This is a genomic window from Streptomyces sp. NPDC050504 (assembly GCF_044458065.1).
Lineage (GTDB): Bacteria > Actinomycetota > Actinomycetes > Streptomycetales > Streptomycetaceae > Streptomyces.
Genome location: NZ_JBITHO010000006.1, coordinates 612,889 through 627,113 on the forward strand (window position 1 = coordinate 612,889; position 14,225 = coordinate 627,113).

A 14,225-nucleotide genomic window follows, 5' to 3' on the forward strand; every position below is an offset into this window, starting at 1 on the left:
GCCATGGCGCCGAGCATCGACATCGACGCCTACGTACGGGGCGTACGGGACGGGAAGCGGGCGTTCGTCGCACGGGCGATCACGCTCGTGGAGTCGACCAGGCCCGACCACCGGGCCCTCGCCCAGCGGTTGCTCACCGAGCTGCTGCCGTACACGGGCGGGGCCAGGCGGATCGGGATCAGCGGGGTGCCGGGCGTCGGCAAGTCGACGTTCATCGACGCGTTCGGCACGATGCTCACGGGGCTCGGGCACCGGGTCGCGGTGCTCGCGGTCGACCCGTCGTCGAGCCGTACCGGGGGCTCCATCCTGGGTGACAAGACCCGGATGGAGCGCCTGGCGGTGGACCCCGCGGCCTTCGTGCGGCCCTCGCCGTCGGCGGGGACGCTGGGCGGGGTCGCCAGGGCGACGCGCGAGACGATGGTCGTGATGGAGGCGGCCGGGTACGACGTGGTGCTGGTCGAGACGGTCGGCGTGGGCCAGTCGGAGACCACGGTCGCCAAGATGGTCGACACGTTCCTGCTGCTCACGCTCGCCAGGACCGGCGACCAGCTCCAGGGCATCAAGAAGGGCGTCCTGGAGCTGGCGGACGTGATCGCGGTCAACAAGGCGGACGGCCCGCACGAGCGCGACGCGCGGGCGGCGGCGCGGGAGCTGGCGGGCGCGATGCGCCTCATGCACCCGTCCGACGCCGCGTGGACTCCCCCGGTGTTGCATTGCAGCGCGCGCGAGTCCGCCGGGCTCGACGCCCTGTGGGAGCGGATCGAGCAGCACCGCACGCTGCTCGACTCGACCGGGCGGCTCGCGGACAAGCGCCGCGACCAGCAGGTCGACTGGGTGTGGGCGATGGTCCACGACACGCTCCTGGAGCGGCTGCACGGCCACCCCGGGGTGCGGGACCTGGTTCCCGTACTCGAAAAGGGTGTACGGGACGGGGAGTTGACGGCGACGCTGGCGGCCGAGCGGATCCTGGAGGCGTTTCAGTCCTCGGACGCACCGGGCGCGGAGCCCGGTTCGCGGTAGCCCCACCACACGGCGGCCGCCGCGAGCAGGACGAGCAGCGCGGCGGTCCGCAGGCCCGTGCCCATCGCCGAGGTGAACTCGGCGACCTGGGCCGGGCCTTCGGGCGTTCCGGAGAAGCGCGCGGCCAGGACCGTGCCGACGACGGCCACGCCGAGTGCCGCGCCGACCTCGCGCGCCGCGGTGTTCAGCCCCGAGCCGAGGCCCGCCTGGTGGGCGGGGAGCGAGGCGACGACCGTGGCGGTCAGGGCGGGTGCGCACAGGCCGGTGCCGACGGAGAGCAGCAGCAGGTAGAGCGCGTACAGCGGGTAGGGCGTCGCGGCGTCCGCGGTGGAGACCAGCAGCAGTCCGGCGCCGATCAGGGCGAGGCCGCCGCCCGCGAGGGGCCGGTGCTTGAGGTTGCCTGCCCTCACCACGAGCTTGGGCACGACGACCATGCCGACGGTGAGCGGGACGATCGCGAGCCCCGCGACCGCGACCGAGTACCCCTTGGCGTACTGGAGGTACTGGGCGTTGACGTAGAAGAGCGCGAAGAGGCCGAAGAACGCGGTCGCCATTCCGAGGGTCCCGGCACGCAGTTCGCGGGAGGCGAAGACGCGCGGGTCGAACAGCGGGCGCGCGGCGCGCAGCCCGTACGCCGTGAACAGGGCGAGCAGTACGGCTCCCGCGGCGAAGGAGCCGAGGACCGTGGCGGAGGTCCAGCCGCGCGGCGGGCCCTCGATGATGCCGTGGACGACGGCGAACAGTGCCCCGGTGATCAGCAGCGAGCCGATCGGGTCGAGGGCCGCGGCCGGGTTGGCGGGGGTGCGGGGAGTCGTGCGGGCGACGGCGGCGGCGAGCAGCGCGGCGAGCGGCACCATCAGCCAGAACAGCGCGCGCCAGGAGAGGTACTCGCCGACCAGGCCGCCGACGACGTTGCCCGCGAGGCCGCCGAGGCCCGCCGAGAGGGTCCAGGCGGCGAGCGCCCGGCCCATCCCGGCGGGGCCCGCGAGGCGCACCACGATGGACATCGTCGCGGGCATGATCAGTGCGGCGCCCGCGCCGCAGACGCCGCGCCCCGCGATGAGCGCGGCGGGCCCGGTGGCGAGCGCGCTGGTGGCGGCGCCCGCGGCGAAGAGCCCCAGTCCGGCGAGCAGGGCGCCCTTGCGGCCCCAGCGGTCGCCGATGGCGCCCGCCGGGATCAGCAGGGCCGCGAAGACGATGACGTAGGCGTCGACCGTCCACAGTAGTTGACTGGTCGTCAGATGCAGTGACGATGCGGCGAGTTGGGGAATGAGCAGGTTGATCGCGGCGACCATGCCCTGCGCGACGAGGACGCAGGCGCAGAGCGCGAGAAGGGTGGACCGGCGGAGGCCGGAGTTCTGGGCGGGGGTCGCGGGGTCCTGTGGGTGGACCTGCACGCGGGCGTGCGTCGACAAGGCTCCTCCTCGGAGCTGGTGCGTCGGGGTGTGTCATTCACCGTAGAGTCGGAGTGGCCTGCTTTCCAATGCATCCTTTGCAGGAGATGAATGCGCGTGACGCAATCCGGGATCGACCTCAATCTGCTGGTCGCGCTGGAGGTGCTGCTCGACGAGTGCAGCGTCTCGGGCGCGGCGGCGCGGCTGCACCTCTCCGAGCCCGCGATGAGCCGGACGCTGGGCCGGATCCGCAAGGCGCTGGGCGATCCGGTGCTGGTGCGGGCGGGCCGGAGCATGGTGCCCACGCCGCGCGCGCTCGCGCTGCACGGCGAGGTGCGGGCGGCCGTGGAGCGGGCCCGCGCGGTGTTCACGACGGGCGGCGAGGTCGATCTGGCGACGCTGAAGCGGACGTTCACGGTCATCGCGCACGACACGCTGCCCGCGACGCTCGGCGCCGAGCTGTTCGCCAGGGTCGCGGACGAGGCGCCGGGGGTGCGGCTGAGGTTCCTGATGGAGAGCCACGTGGACGCCCCCGCACTGCGGGAGGGAACCGTCGACCTGGAGGTGGGGGTGATCGACTCGCGGGAGCCCGAAGTGCGGGTGGAGCACCTCTTCGACGACCGGATGCTCGGGGTCGCACGCCCCGGTCACCCGCTGCTGGACGGCGAGTTGAGCGCGGAGCGGTTCGCCGCGCAGACGCATCTGGTGGTGTCCAGGCGCGGCAGGCTGTCGGGCCCCGTGGACACCGCGCTCGCCGCGCTCGGCCTGGAGCGGCGGGTCGCGGGCAGCGTCGGGACGTTCCCCGCGTCCCTGTTCCTGCTGCTCGACAGCGATCTGGTGGGCATGCTGAGCGCGCGGACGCGGGCACTGGCCGACGCGCTCGGCCTGGTGGCCTTCGAGGTGCCGCTGGAGCTGCCGCCGCTACCGTACGGGATCGCCTGGCACCCGCGCCACGACGCGGACCCGGCGCACGCCTGGCTGCGGGAGTGCGTACGGGAGCTGCTGACGGGACGCTGAGGGGCGGGGCACGTACGGCCGTGGCGGCCGACCGCGCCCCGGGCCCGGTCACTCGTTGAGCCACCCGCCGGTCCGCGCCAGCCACTCCTTCAACAGGCTTTCGTCGCCCGTCACTTCGATGGGATGCGCGGCGCTCCGGCGGCCGTAGAGCATCAGGACCAGGCCGGTGACCGGGCCGCGCACGGCGACGGCCGCGTCCTCGCGCGCGAAGTGCTCCCAGGTGACGGCGGGGCCCGTCAGGTCGACCGTCCAGTCGGCGGGGCGTCCCGGCGCGCCGTCCGTGGCGCGGAAGCACAGCGTGCGGCCAGGTCCCAGCAGCGTGGGCACGCCCGGCTCGGGCTCCAGGACCTGCGGGAGCGTGCCGAAGCCCATCCACTCGTCGAACGCGTCGGCCGCGAGGTCGGGGGCGATCTCGTACCCGGCGTCGACGCCGCGCGCGGCGGATACCGCCCGCGCCACGTCGTAGCGGTGCACGGCCGTCTCGTGGGCCATCCTGCGCGCCCAGAACTCCGGCGTCCCGCCCGGCGCGACGGTCCACACCGGAGCGTGGGGCCCGGCATCGCCCAGCGCGTCCGCGAGCCGCCGCGCACCGTCCACCAGCCGGGCGGCGACCTCCGACGCGGCGACGCCGTCGTCGCCCGCCACGTCGTTGACGACGTCCTCGGGCACCTGCTCCTGCGCCCGGGTCCGCACGATCGTCTCCACCCAGCTGTGCGCGCCCGCGATGTGGCGCAGCAGCGCCCCGAGGGTCCAGCCGGGGCAGGTGGCGACGGGTACGGCCAGGTCGACGCCTTCGACGGCGGCCCGTACCAGCTCTGTCTGTTCCACGATCTCCGCGCGGTGGCGCTCGTAGCTCAGGAGGCTCATCGCCCCACAGTAGGCGCCCGCCGCGCCGCGCCGCCCGGAATTACCGCCCGCACGACCGCCTCGGCTCACGCGGGGAGCTGCGGGTCCGCGCGGGCCGGCACCTCGGCGAGCGGGGTGCCGGTTCGTGCCGCCGCGATGCGCCGCGCCCGCAGCTGGGCCCGGGTGCGGGGGCGGAACCCGGGTTCCCTGCCGCAGCCGCACGGCCCGAAGCCCTCGTACCGCAGACCGGCGTTCAGCACGGCCGCCACGACGGTCCACGCCTTGGCGTCCCGGCGCCGCGGTGCCGCGAAGTCGTGACCGGCGCAGGACATCGGCCCGGAGCACCGGGGGCACCGGTGCCCGCCGGGCACGGGATGCCGCTTGAACGAAACGCGGCAGGACACGCAGGCGTAGTGCGACTTGTAGGGTTTGTCCGCGTAGAAGCACACGCGGCGACCGTATCCGGCACCGCTACGGACGACGAAGCTGTTTTCGCGGCCGCGCCCACAGCGCCACGACCACGAGTGCGGCGGTGACGCCGCCGACGACCATGGCCGTGGACGGCGAGCCCCGGTCCACGACCAGGCCGCCGACCAGCGCGCCCGTCGAGATCGTCGCCTGGAAGGACGCGGTGAACAGGACCGACGCGGCCTCGGGCGCACCGGGGGCCGCCCTGGTGAACCACGTCTGGGAGCAGACGGGGACGGCACCGTAGGCGACGCCCCAGACGGTCAACAGGACCACGGCGCCGACCGGCCCCCTGCCCAGGACCGGCAGGAGCAGCGTCGCGGCCGCGATCAGGCCGGCGGCCAGGCCGAAGACGGCGCGCGGGTGGCGGCCGACGACGGCGCCGCCCGCGAAGTTGCCGACGATTCCCGCGGCTCCGTAGACCAGCAGGAAGACGGTGATCCTGGTCGGACCGGCTCCGGTGACCTGTTCGAGGAACGGGGTGACGTAGGTGTACGTGCCGAAGTGGGCCAGCACGACCAGGAAGGTCAGCAGGAGCGCGAAGCGGGTGTCGACACCGCGCAACGTCCCGCGCAGCACGCTCAGCCGGACCGTCCGGTGCGCGGGCAGGGGCGGCAGGAACAGCAGCAGCATGATCAGGACGCCGACCGTCAGGGCGCCCATGACGACGAACGCCGTCCGCCAGCCCGCCGCTCCTCCGACGAAGGTGCCCGCGGGCACTCCGACGACCGAGCCCAGGGGGACCGCGGAGAAGATCACGGCGGTGGCCCGGCCGACGGACGCCGGGGCGACCAGGCGCTCGGCGATTCCCGCCCCGATGGACCAGAAGCCGCCGATGACGATGCCGACCAGGACGCGGGAGACCAGGACGAGCCAGTAGTCGGGGGCCGCGGCGGCCAGGAAGTTCGCGGCGGCGAGCAGGGCCGTCAGCACGCACAGCACCAGGCGGCGGTCGACGCGCGCGGTCGCCGCGGTCACCACGGGTGCGGAGGCGGCCGCGAGGAAACCGGGCATCGTCATCATCAGCCCGGCCGCTCCGTCGGTGACGGTGAAGCTGGAGCCGATCCTGGTGAGCAGGCCGATCGGCAGTATCTCGGTCGTCACGATCGTGAAGATCCCGAGCGTCACCGAGACCACGGCGAGCCATCCGCGCAGGGGCGATCTTGTCGATAAGTCGGTTCCGTCGGGCGCATGCGTGCCGGTGCCGGTACTGCTGGTACTGGTATTGGTGCTGGTTGCCGAAGCCATGTTTCCCATCCCGTGAAGGACCGCCGTCGCGCGCCCGGTTCAGTTGCGTGCCCAGTTCAACAGCCCCTCCGCAGGAGAGGCTGGCAGGTACGCGACGTCACCCTCGCGGAGCCCCGGGCGGGGACCTCGACGGCTTCGGCCGGAAGCGGGCCGGTACGCTGCGTCCTGGCCGTCCGTCACGCCTTCCGCTGGCCCGCCCCCGTACCGCTTCCCTCCGAAAGCCCGCCATGCCCGCTCTCCGCACGCCGCACGGCTTCCAGCCGTGGGCCGGTGGGCTGCGCGCGGTGCGGGCCGGAGCGCTGGCGGTGCTCTGCGTCCTGCTGCCGGTGGGCGGGCACGCCCTGCTCCAGGGGCACACCCCGCGCCTCGTCGTCCTGGCGGCGGTGGCCGTGCTCGCGGCCTCCCTGTGCCTCGTCCTCACCCGACGGCGGCTCACCGACACCCAGCTGCTCGCGGCCTTCGTCGGCGCCCAGGCCGCGTACCACGTCTGTTACGTGATCCCGGGGGCCTGCGCGACGCTGACCGACGCGCGGGGCGGCGCGCACCTCACGGGCCTGACCGAGCACGCGGCCGCCGGGCCCGGCCCGTCCGTGGTGCTGGGCGGCCACGCCGTCACGCTCCTGCTGGCCGCGCGGCTGCTGGGCACGACGGGCTCCCTGCTCCTGCACGCCCGGCCGCTCGCCGAATCCGCACAGCGGATCCTGTCCGCCGTACTGCCCCTGCTCGCGGCCGTCCCCACCGGGCACGGCCCCCTGCGCCGCCCCGCCACCGACGTCGCTCCGCTGCGGCCCGCGGCCCTCGCGCACCCGCGCCCCGGACGCGCTCCCCCGGCGCCCGCGGTCCTCCCGAACCCGTTCCGGCCGTCGGCCGCGACCGGCTTCCGCATCGCGGCCTGACGCCCCCCGCGCCAGACGCCCCGACGCGGGTGAACGCCGGAGCGTCCCGTACGGCCTCCTCACCACGCCGCCACTCCCGCACCCGCCCGGTGCCGGGGGCGGCAGAGAGCCCCACTCCACCATGCGCACCAGGCACACGCCCGCCGCCCGTGCGGCGGTCCGCCCCCTCCTCCTGCCCGCCGCCGTCACCGGCCTGCTGGCGGTCTCCGCCCCGCAGGCCGCCGCCCACACGGACCTGAACGGATCCGACCCCGCGAACGGCGCGGTCCTCGACGCCCTCCCCCGTACGGTCACGCTCACGTTCAGCGATCCCGTGACCCAGAAGCACGCCCGGCTCGCCGTCACCGGTCCGGACGGCGCCGCGCTCGGCGACGGCGCTCCCGCCGTCGCGGGGCGCGAGGTCACGCTGCGCCTCAAGGACGCGAAGGCCCGGGGCCGGTACACGGTGGGCTACCGGGTCGTGTCGGCCGACGGTCATTCCGTCGCCGGGACGTCGGCGTTCACCGTGCGGCCGCCTGCCGCGACCGCCTCGCAGCAGCCCTCCCCCACCTCATCGCTCTCGCCCTCCGCCGTGGCCTCCGGGGAGCGCGCGGTCAGCAGCCTCAAGGCCATCGGGATCGGCTTCGGACTCGGGCTCGTCGGGCTGGTCACCGCGATGGTCGTCACCGTCCGCCGCCACAGGAACGAAGGTCCCGCATGAAGAAGAACGTGAAGAACCAGCTCGTCGCCGCCCTCGTCCTGGTGGCCGCGCTCGCCGCCGCGTTCGGATCCTTCCTCCTCTTCCGCCCCGACGCGGGCGGCGGCGCACGGGCCCTGCCGGAACCCGCGGCGGACGCCCGCGTGGTCCGTGACGACAGCCACCGCCTCACCGACCCCGCGCGGAGCCGGGTCACCGTCGTCGAGTTCCTGGACTTCGAGTGCGAGGGCTGCGGGGCCTTCCACCCGGTCATGGACCGGTTGAAGAAGGAGTACGGCGACCGCGTCACCTTCGTCGCCCGCTACTTCCCCATGCCGGGACACCGCAACAGCGGGTCCGCCGCCCGCGCCGCCGAGGCCGCGGCCCAGCAGGGCCGCTTCCGCGAGATGCACGACAAGCTGTTCACGACGCAGCGCGAGTGGGGCGAGGCCCAGGAGCCCAAGGACGCCGTCTTCCGCGCGTACGCCCGCGCACTCGGTCTCGACATGAAGCGCTACGACGCCGACGTCACCTCCGCCCGCACCGCCGAACGCGTCTCCCTCGACCAGCGCGACGGCCTGGCGCTCGGCGTCCAGGGCACGCCGACCTTCTTCGTCGACGGCCAGAAGGCGTCCCCGCGCGGCTACGAGGACTTCAAGGCCCTGATCGAACAGCGCCTGTCCGGACGTTGACCCGACCGGGCACGGCGCTCACCGGGGCCCCCTCCGTCCTGCGCAGGACGATCGTCAGGGTCAGTCCGCCCCCGGGCGTGTCCTCCGCCGTCACCGTGCCGCCCATCGACTCGACGAAGCCGCGCGCCACGGCGAGGCCGAGGCCCACTCCCTCTCCGCGCGGGGCGTCGCCGTACCGCTGGAAGGCCCCGAAGATGCGGTCCTTGGCCTCGTCGGGGACGCCGGGGCCGCGGTCGACGACCCGCAGCTCGACCCGGTCGGCCACGGCACTGGCCGCCACGAGCACCGGTGTCGCGGGCGGGCTGTACTTGACGGCGTTCTCGACGACGTTGGCGACGGCCCGCTCCAGCAGGCCGCGGTCAACGGCGACCATCGGAAGCGTCTCGGGGATGTCGAGGTCGACGCTGTCCCCTGGCACGCCGAGCAGCGCCATCGGCACGACCTCGTCGAGGTCGGTCTCCCTGATCACGGCGGTGACGGTGCCGGTCTCCAGCCGGGACACGTCCAGGAGGTTGCCGACGAGGTGGTCGAGCCGGTCGGCGCCCGACTCGATGCCTTCGAGGAGTTCGGCGCGGTCCTCTTCGGACCACGCGACGTCGTCGGAGCGCAGGGACGTCACCGACGCCTTGATGCCGGCGAGCGGGGTGCGCAGGTCGTGGCTGACGGCCGCGAGCAGCGACGTGCGGATCCGGTTGCCCTCGGCGAGCTTGCGGGCCTCCTCGGCCTCGCCGACCAGCCGTTGGCGGTCGAGGACGACCGCCGCCTGGGCGGCGAAGGCGCCCAGCACGCGCCGGTCCTCGGCGGGGAGCACCCGCCCGGTCAGGACGAGCGCGAGACGGTCGCCGACCGGCATCTCGGCGTCCGCGTCGTCCGGGCGTTCGCACGGACGACGGCCGACGACGGCGACGCGGGACCACGGCTGCGTCTCGTCGGAGCGCTCCAGGAGCGCCACGGACTCCATCGAGAACGTCTCCCGGACGCGTTCGAGGAGCGCGTCGAGGGTCGTCTCGCCGCGCAGCACGCTGCCCGCGAGGAAGGACAGGGTTTCCGCCTCGGACCGCAGGCGGGCGGCCTGGTGCGTGCGGCGGGCGGCCAGGTCGACGACGGAGGCCACGGAGATCGCCACTCCGACGAAGATCGCCAGGGCGACGATGTTGTGCGGGTCGGCGATGGTCAACCGGTGGACGGGCGGGGTGAAGAACCAGTTCAGGAGCAGGGAGCCGACGGCCGCGGACGCGAGCGCGGGCCTGAGGCCGCCGAGCAGCGCGGCCGCGACCGTGAGCGTGAGGTAGAGGAGGACGTCGTTGGCCAGGCCCACCGCGGGCATCGCGGTGCTCAGCAGCAGCGTGAGGAGGGCCGGTCCCGCGAGACCGACGAGCCAGCCCCAGATGGTGCGGGACCGGCCGAGCCGGGCCCCGCGGGCGGTGGACAGCCCCCCGCCCTTCGCCGCCTCGTCGTGGGTGACGATGTGGACGTCGAGGTCGGGTCCCGACTCGCGGGCGACCGTGGCGCTGACGCCGGGGCCGAAGAGGTACTGCCAGGAGCGGCGCCTGCTGACGCCGAGGACGATCTGGGTGGCGTTCACCCCGCGGGCGAAGGCGAGGAGCCCTGCCGGTATGTCGTCGCCCACGACGTGGTGGAAGGTGCCGCCCAGGTCCTCCGCGAGGGTGCGCTGGACGGCCAGTTCCTTCGGCGACGCCGACGTCAGGCCGTCGCTGCGGGCGATGTAGACGGCCAGCACCTCTCCGCCCGCGCCCTTCTCGGCCAGGCGGGCGGCACGCCGTATCAGGGTGCGGCCCTCGGGGCCGCCGGTGAGGCCGACGACGATCCTCTCGCGCGAGCCCCAGATCTTCGAGACCCGGTGTTCCGCGCGGTACTCCTGGAGGTACTCGTCGACCCGGTCGGCGGTCCAGAGGAGGGCCAGCTCGCGCAGGGCGGTGAGGTTGCCGGGGCGGAAGTAGTTGGCGAGGGCCGCGTCGACCTTGTCGGGCTTGTAGACGTTGCCGTGCGCCATGCGCCGGCGCAGCGCCTGGGGCGACATGTCGACCAGTTCGATCTGGTCGGCCCTGCGGACCACTTCGTCGGGGACCGTCTCCTTCTGCCGGATCCCGGTGATCGACTCGACCACGTCCCCGAGGGACTCCAGGTGCTGGATGTTGACGGTCGAGACGACGTCGATGCCCGCGGCGAGCAGCTCCTCGACGTCCTGCCAGCGCTTGGCGTTCCGCGAGCCCGGCACGTTCGTGTGCGGCAGTTCGTCGACGAGCGCGACGGCGGGGCGGCGGGCGAGGACGGCGTCCACGTCCATCTCCGTGAAGGAGGTGCCCCGGTACTCGACGGACCGGCGCGGGACCGTCTCCAGGCCGTGCAGCATGACTTCGGTGCGCGGCCGGCCGTGGTGCTCGACGAACGCGACGACGCAGTCCGTGCCCCGCTCGACCCGCCGGTGCCCTTCCGAGAGCATCGAGTAGGTCTTGCCGACGCCGGGCGCCGCCCCCAGGTAGATGCGCAGCTTCCCGCGTCCCATGTTCCGCGTCCCTCCCTCTTCTTCCCGCGTCTCTTGCTGGTTCCGCGGTTGTCCTACGGCTCGAACCGGTAGCCCATGCCGGGTTCGGTGATCAGGTAGCGGGGGTGCGCGGGGTCCGCTTCGAGCTTGCGGCGCAGTTGCGCCATGTAGACCCGCAGGTAGTTCGTCTTGGTGCCGTGGCTCGGGCCCCAGACCTCCTTGAGCAGGTGGCGCTGGCTGATGAGCCGCCCCGGGTTGCGTATGAGGAGCTCCAGCAGGTGCCATTCGGTCGGGGTGAGCCGTACGTCCCGGTCCACCCGCCACACCCGTTTCGCCCTCAGGTCGACGGTGAAGTCGTCCGTGGTGATCCGCCCTCCCGTGACCGGCTCGGGCACCGTGGCCTCGGCCACGCGCCGGGTCGCGGCCCGCAGCCGGGCGAGGAGTTCGTCCATGCTGAACGGCTTGGTCATGTAGTCGTCCGCGCCCGCGTCGAGGGCGCGGATCTTGTCCTCGGACCCGCTGCGCGCCGAGAGGACGAGCACGGAGGCGCGGCTCCAGCGCCGCAGCGCCTCGATGAGTTCGACGCCGTCCATGTCGGGCAGCCCGAGGTCGACGATCAGCGCGTCCGGCGGCTCGGCGGCGGAGAGGGCGAGCGCCGTGGCGCCGTCGGGCGCGGAGTCCACCGCGTACTGCCGGGCCTGCAGGTTGATCACCAGAGCTCGGGCGAGTTGCGAGTCGTCCTCGACCACCAGCACCCGCGTCATCGGCGTGCGGCCTTCCTGTTGTTCGGGGCGTTCAGTTCGTTCGGGTCTTCGGGGTCCTTCGGCGTGCCGCGGGGGCCGACCGGTCCGGTGCGTTCCCTGGCCCGAGACGAGCGAACAGCCTTTTCGGCCGTACGCCGCCGTTGTTGACGCCGCCCTAACGCGCCGGGCACCCCTCTTGACGCATCCCCTACGGGAAGGACGCGCTGGGCAGCGTGACGACCATCGTCAGACCGCCCCCCGGGGTGTCCTCGGGGGTGAGCGTGCCGCCCATCGCCTCGGTGAGACCGCGGGCCAGTGCCAGGCCGAGGCCGACGCCGGTGGTGTTGTCGGTGTCGCCGAGCCGCTGGAAGGGTTCGAACACCCGGTCCCGGTCGGCGGGCGGCAGGCCGGGGCCCCGGTCGACGACGCGGAGTTCGACGCGGCCGGAGAGCGTACTGGCTCCGAGGAGGACCGTGCGTCCGGGCGGGGAGTGGCGGACGGCGTTGGCGACGAGGTTGGCGAGGACCCGCTCCAGGAGCGGTGGGTCGGCGAGGACGAGCGGCGCGTGCTCCAGGCCGTGCAGTGCCACCGGTCGTCCCGCGTCGGGGAGCCCGTCCAGGGCCGCGGGGACGACTTCCTCCCAGGCCGTGGGGCGCAGGTCGAGGGAGAGCGCTCCCGCCTGGAGGCGGCTCATGTCGAGCAGGTTCTCGACGAGTCGGCTGAGCCGGGCCATGGACTCGTCCGCCGTGGCCAGGAGTTCGTCCCGTTCGTCGGCGGTGAAGTCCACGTCGGGGCTCCGCAGCGAGGCGACGGCGGCCCACCCGGCGGCCAGCGGGGTCCGCAGGTCGTGGCTGACGGCCGCCAGGAGGGCGGTGCGCATCCGGTCGGCGGCCTTCACCGGTTCCGCCTCGGCCGCCGCCTCCGCGAGCCCGGCCCGTTCGACGGCCGCCGTGACGTGGGCGGCGAACGCGGTGAGGACGCGGCGCTCGGCGGCCGGGAGCGTACAGCCGCGCAGCACGAGGAAGCCCCCGTCGCCGAGGGCGACCTGGCTCGCGGCGGGGTCGTCCACCGGGCGGTCGACGAGTTCGGCGGCCTCGGCCCCGAAGGTCTCCCGGGTGCGGGCGAGCAGGGCGGGGACGGTGTGCTCGCCCCTGACGACGGAACCGGCGAGCGCCGAGAGGGTCTCCGCCTCCGCGGTGGCCCTGGCGGCCCGGCGCGACAGCCGCAGCGACCGGTCCACCACCGCCGCGACGACGCCCGCGACCACGACGAACACGCCGAGGGCGAGGACGCTGTCGGGGTCGCCGAACGAGAACGCCCCGATGGGCGGCATGAACCAGTAGTTGAGCAGCAGGGAGGCCGTCACCGCGGCGACGAGCGCGGAGCCGATGCCCCCGACGCGGGCCACGCCGACCACGGTCACCAGGAAGAGCAGCGCCTCGCTGGTCAGTCCGATGCTCCCCCTGGCCCGGTCGAGCAACAGCGTGAGGAGCACGGGCAGTACGACTCCGGCGAGGGGGCCCGCGACGCGCCGCGACAGCGGCAGGGTGCGGCGGCGCGAGGGCAACGGGCGCCCCCGGCCCGCCCGTTCGTGGGTGACCATGTGGACGTCGATGCCGCCGGAGAGCGTGACGGCGGTCTCGCCGATGCCCCGTCCGGTGAGGAACCGTTCCCACCGGCCGCGTCGGCTCGTGCCGAGGAGCAGCTGGGTGGCGTTGCCCGCCCTGGCGAAGTCGACCAGCGCGGTCGGCACGTCCTCCCCGACGACCGTGTGGTAGCTGCCGCCGAGGGATTCCACCAGGCGCCGCTGTCGGGCGAGCGCCGCGGACGAGGCGCCTGCCGCGAGGCCGTCCCCGCCCACGACGTGCACGGCGGACAGCTCGCCGTGGGCCGACCTGGCGGCGATCCGGCCCGCGCGCCGTATGAGGGTGTCTCCCTCCGGTCCGCCCGTCAGGCCGACGACCACGCGCTCCCTGGCCTCCCAGACCCCGCCGATGCCGTGGTCGCTGCGGTACTTCCGCAGCGCGTCGTCGACCTGGTCGGCGACCCAGAGGAGCGCGAGTTCGCGCAGGGCGGTGAGGTTGCCGGGCCGGAACCAGCTGGCCAGGGCCGCGTCGACCATTTCCGGCGGGTGGATGTTCCCGTGCGCCATCCTGCGGCGCAGTTCCTCGGGGTCGACGTCGACGAGGACGATCTGGTCGGCGCGGCGTACGAAGCCGTCGGGGACGGTGTCGCCCGGCGGTACCTCGGTGATCCTCTCGACGACGTCGCTGAGCGATTCCAGGTGCTGGACGTTGACGGTGGTGAGGACGTCGATGCCCGCCGCGAGCAGTTCCTCGACGTCCTGCCAGCGGTGGGCGTTGCGGCTGCCGGGCGGGTTGGCGTGGGCCAGGTCGTCGACGAGGAGCAGTCCGGGGCGGCGGCGCAGGGCGGCGTCCAGGTCGAATCCGCTGTGCCGGGCGGCCGGTTGGTATGCGGCCGGGCGGTGAGCGGCCGCCCGGTCCGGGTGTTCCAGGCGTGCCAGGCGTGCCAGGCGTTCCAGGCCGTCGAGGAGCGCCTCGGTGTGCGGGCGTCCGCGGCAGTCGGCGGCGCCGACGACCACGTCCGTGCCCCGCGCCGCCCTGCGGCGGCCCTCGTCGAGCATCCGGTACGTCTTGCCGACGCCGGACGCGGCGCCGACGAGGACCTTGAGGCGGCCGGGGCGGCCCGCGGGCGGGCC

General features: G+C 74.2%; 13 protein-coding genes. 6 read left to right on the forward strand and 7 right to left on the reverse strand.

Annotation, left to right across the window (positions count from 1 at the left end; all coding sequences use genetic code 11):
- The first annotated feature begins 3 nt into the window (after positions 1-3).
- Positions 4-1,020, forward strand: a complete 1,017-nt coding sequence (gene meaB, locus ACIBNE_RS25380; protein WP_399275226.1) for a methylmalonyl Co-A mutase-associated GTPase MeaB — start codon at positions 4-6, stop codon at positions 1,018-1,020.
- Here meaB and ACIBNE_RS25385 read toward each other — a convergent pair.
- Positions 978-2,417, reverse strand: a complete 1,440-nt coding sequence (locus tag ACIBNE_RS25385) for an MFS transporter (protein ID WP_399275437.1) — start codon at positions 2,415-2,417, stop codon at positions 978-980. The two genes, meaB and ACIBNE_RS25385, sit on opposite strands and share 43 nt — an antisense overlap.
- Positions 2,418-2,525: 108 nt before the next feature.
- On the opposite strand from ACIBNE_RS25385, the gene ACIBNE_RS25390 reads away from it, so the two are divergent.
- On the forward strand, positions 2,526-3,431 hold the full coding sequence (locus tag ACIBNE_RS25390; protein WP_399275228.1) for a LysR family transcriptional regulator: 906 nt from the start codon (positions 2,526-2,528) through the stop codon (positions 3,429-3,431).
- Between the two features lie 48 nt (positions 3,432-3,479).
- On the opposite strand, the gene ACIBNE_RS25395 is transcribed toward ACIBNE_RS25390, so the two are convergent.
- The 3 genes from ACIBNE_RS25395 to ACIBNE_RS25405 all read right to left on the reverse strand — a co-directional run bounded on the left by ACIBNE_RS25395 (position 3,480) and on the right by ACIBNE_RS25405 (position 5,900).
- A complete protein-coding gene (locus ACIBNE_RS25395; RefSeq protein WP_399275230.1) occupies positions 3,480-4,298 on the reverse strand; it encodes a maleylpyruvate isomerase family mycothiol-dependent enzyme in 819 nt (272 codons plus the stop codon).
- A 65-nt stretch (positions 4,299-4,363) separates the two neighbouring features.
- Complete coding sequence (locus ACIBNE_RS25400; protein ID WP_399275232.1) at positions 4,364-4,609, reverse strand: hypothetical protein; 246 nt, start codon at positions 4,607-4,609, stop codon at positions 4,364-4,366.
- Positions 4,610-4,748: 139 nt separating this feature from the next.
- On the reverse strand, positions 4,749-5,900 hold the full coding sequence (locus tag ACIBNE_RS25405) for an MFS transporter (RefSeq protein WP_399275439.1): 1,152 nt from the start codon (positions 5,898-5,900) through the stop codon (positions 4,749-4,751).
- On the opposite strand from ACIBNE_RS25405, the gene ACIBNE_RS25410 reads away from it, so the two are divergent.
- From ACIBNE_RS25410 to ACIBNE_RS25425, 4 genes are all read left to right on the forward strand, one after another.
- A complete protein-coding gene (locus ACIBNE_RS25410; RefSeq protein ID WP_399275449.1) occupies positions 5,854-6,009 on the forward strand; it encodes a hypothetical protein in 156 nt (51 codons plus the stop codon). The genes ACIBNE_RS25405 and ACIBNE_RS25410 overlap by 47 nt on opposite strands.
- Positions 6,010-6,220: 211 nt before the next feature.
- Positions 6,221-6,889, forward strand: a complete 669-nt coding sequence (locus ACIBNE_RS25415; protein WP_399275234.1) for a hypothetical protein — start codon at positions 6,221-6,223, stop codon at positions 6,887-6,889.
- Positions 6,890-7,010: 121 nt separating this feature from the next.
- A complete protein-coding gene (locus ACIBNE_RS25420) occupies positions 7,011-7,589 on the forward strand; it encodes a copper resistance protein CopC (protein WP_399275236.1) in 579 nt (192 codons plus the stop codon).
- Positions 7,586-8,257 carry a DsbA family protein gene (locus ACIBNE_RS25425; RefSeq protein WP_399275238.1) on the forward strand — a complete coding sequence of 224 codons (672 nt, stop codon included), beginning with the start codon at positions 7,586-7,588 and terminating at the stop codon, positions 8,255-8,257. Before ACIBNE_RS25420 ends, ACIBNE_RS25425 begins: the two co-directional genes overlap by 4 nt.
- On the opposite strand, the gene ACIBNE_RS25430 is transcribed toward ACIBNE_RS25425, so the two are convergent.
- The 3 genes from ACIBNE_RS25430 to ACIBNE_RS25440 form a co-directional block, all read right to left on the reverse strand.
- Complete coding sequence (locus ACIBNE_RS25430) at positions 8,220-10,784, reverse strand: ATP-binding protein (RefSeq protein WP_399275240.1); 2,565 nt, start codon at positions 10,782-10,784, stop codon at positions 8,220-8,222. The genes ACIBNE_RS25425 and ACIBNE_RS25430 overlap by 38 nt on opposite strands.
- Before the next feature lie 53 nt (positions 10,785-10,837).
- Positions 10,838-11,527, reverse strand: a complete 690-nt coding sequence (locus ACIBNE_RS25435; protein WP_399275242.1) for a response regulator — start codon at positions 11,525-11,527, stop codon at positions 10,838-10,840.
- 187 nt (positions 11,528-11,714) lie between these two features.
- Positions 11,715-14,150: an ATP-binding protein gene (locus ACIBNE_RS25440; protein WP_399275244.1), complete on the reverse strand. Its 2,436-nt coding sequence runs from the start codon at positions 14,148-14,150 to the stop codon at positions 11,715-11,717.
- Between the last annotated feature and the right edge of the window lie 75 nt (positions 14,151-14,225).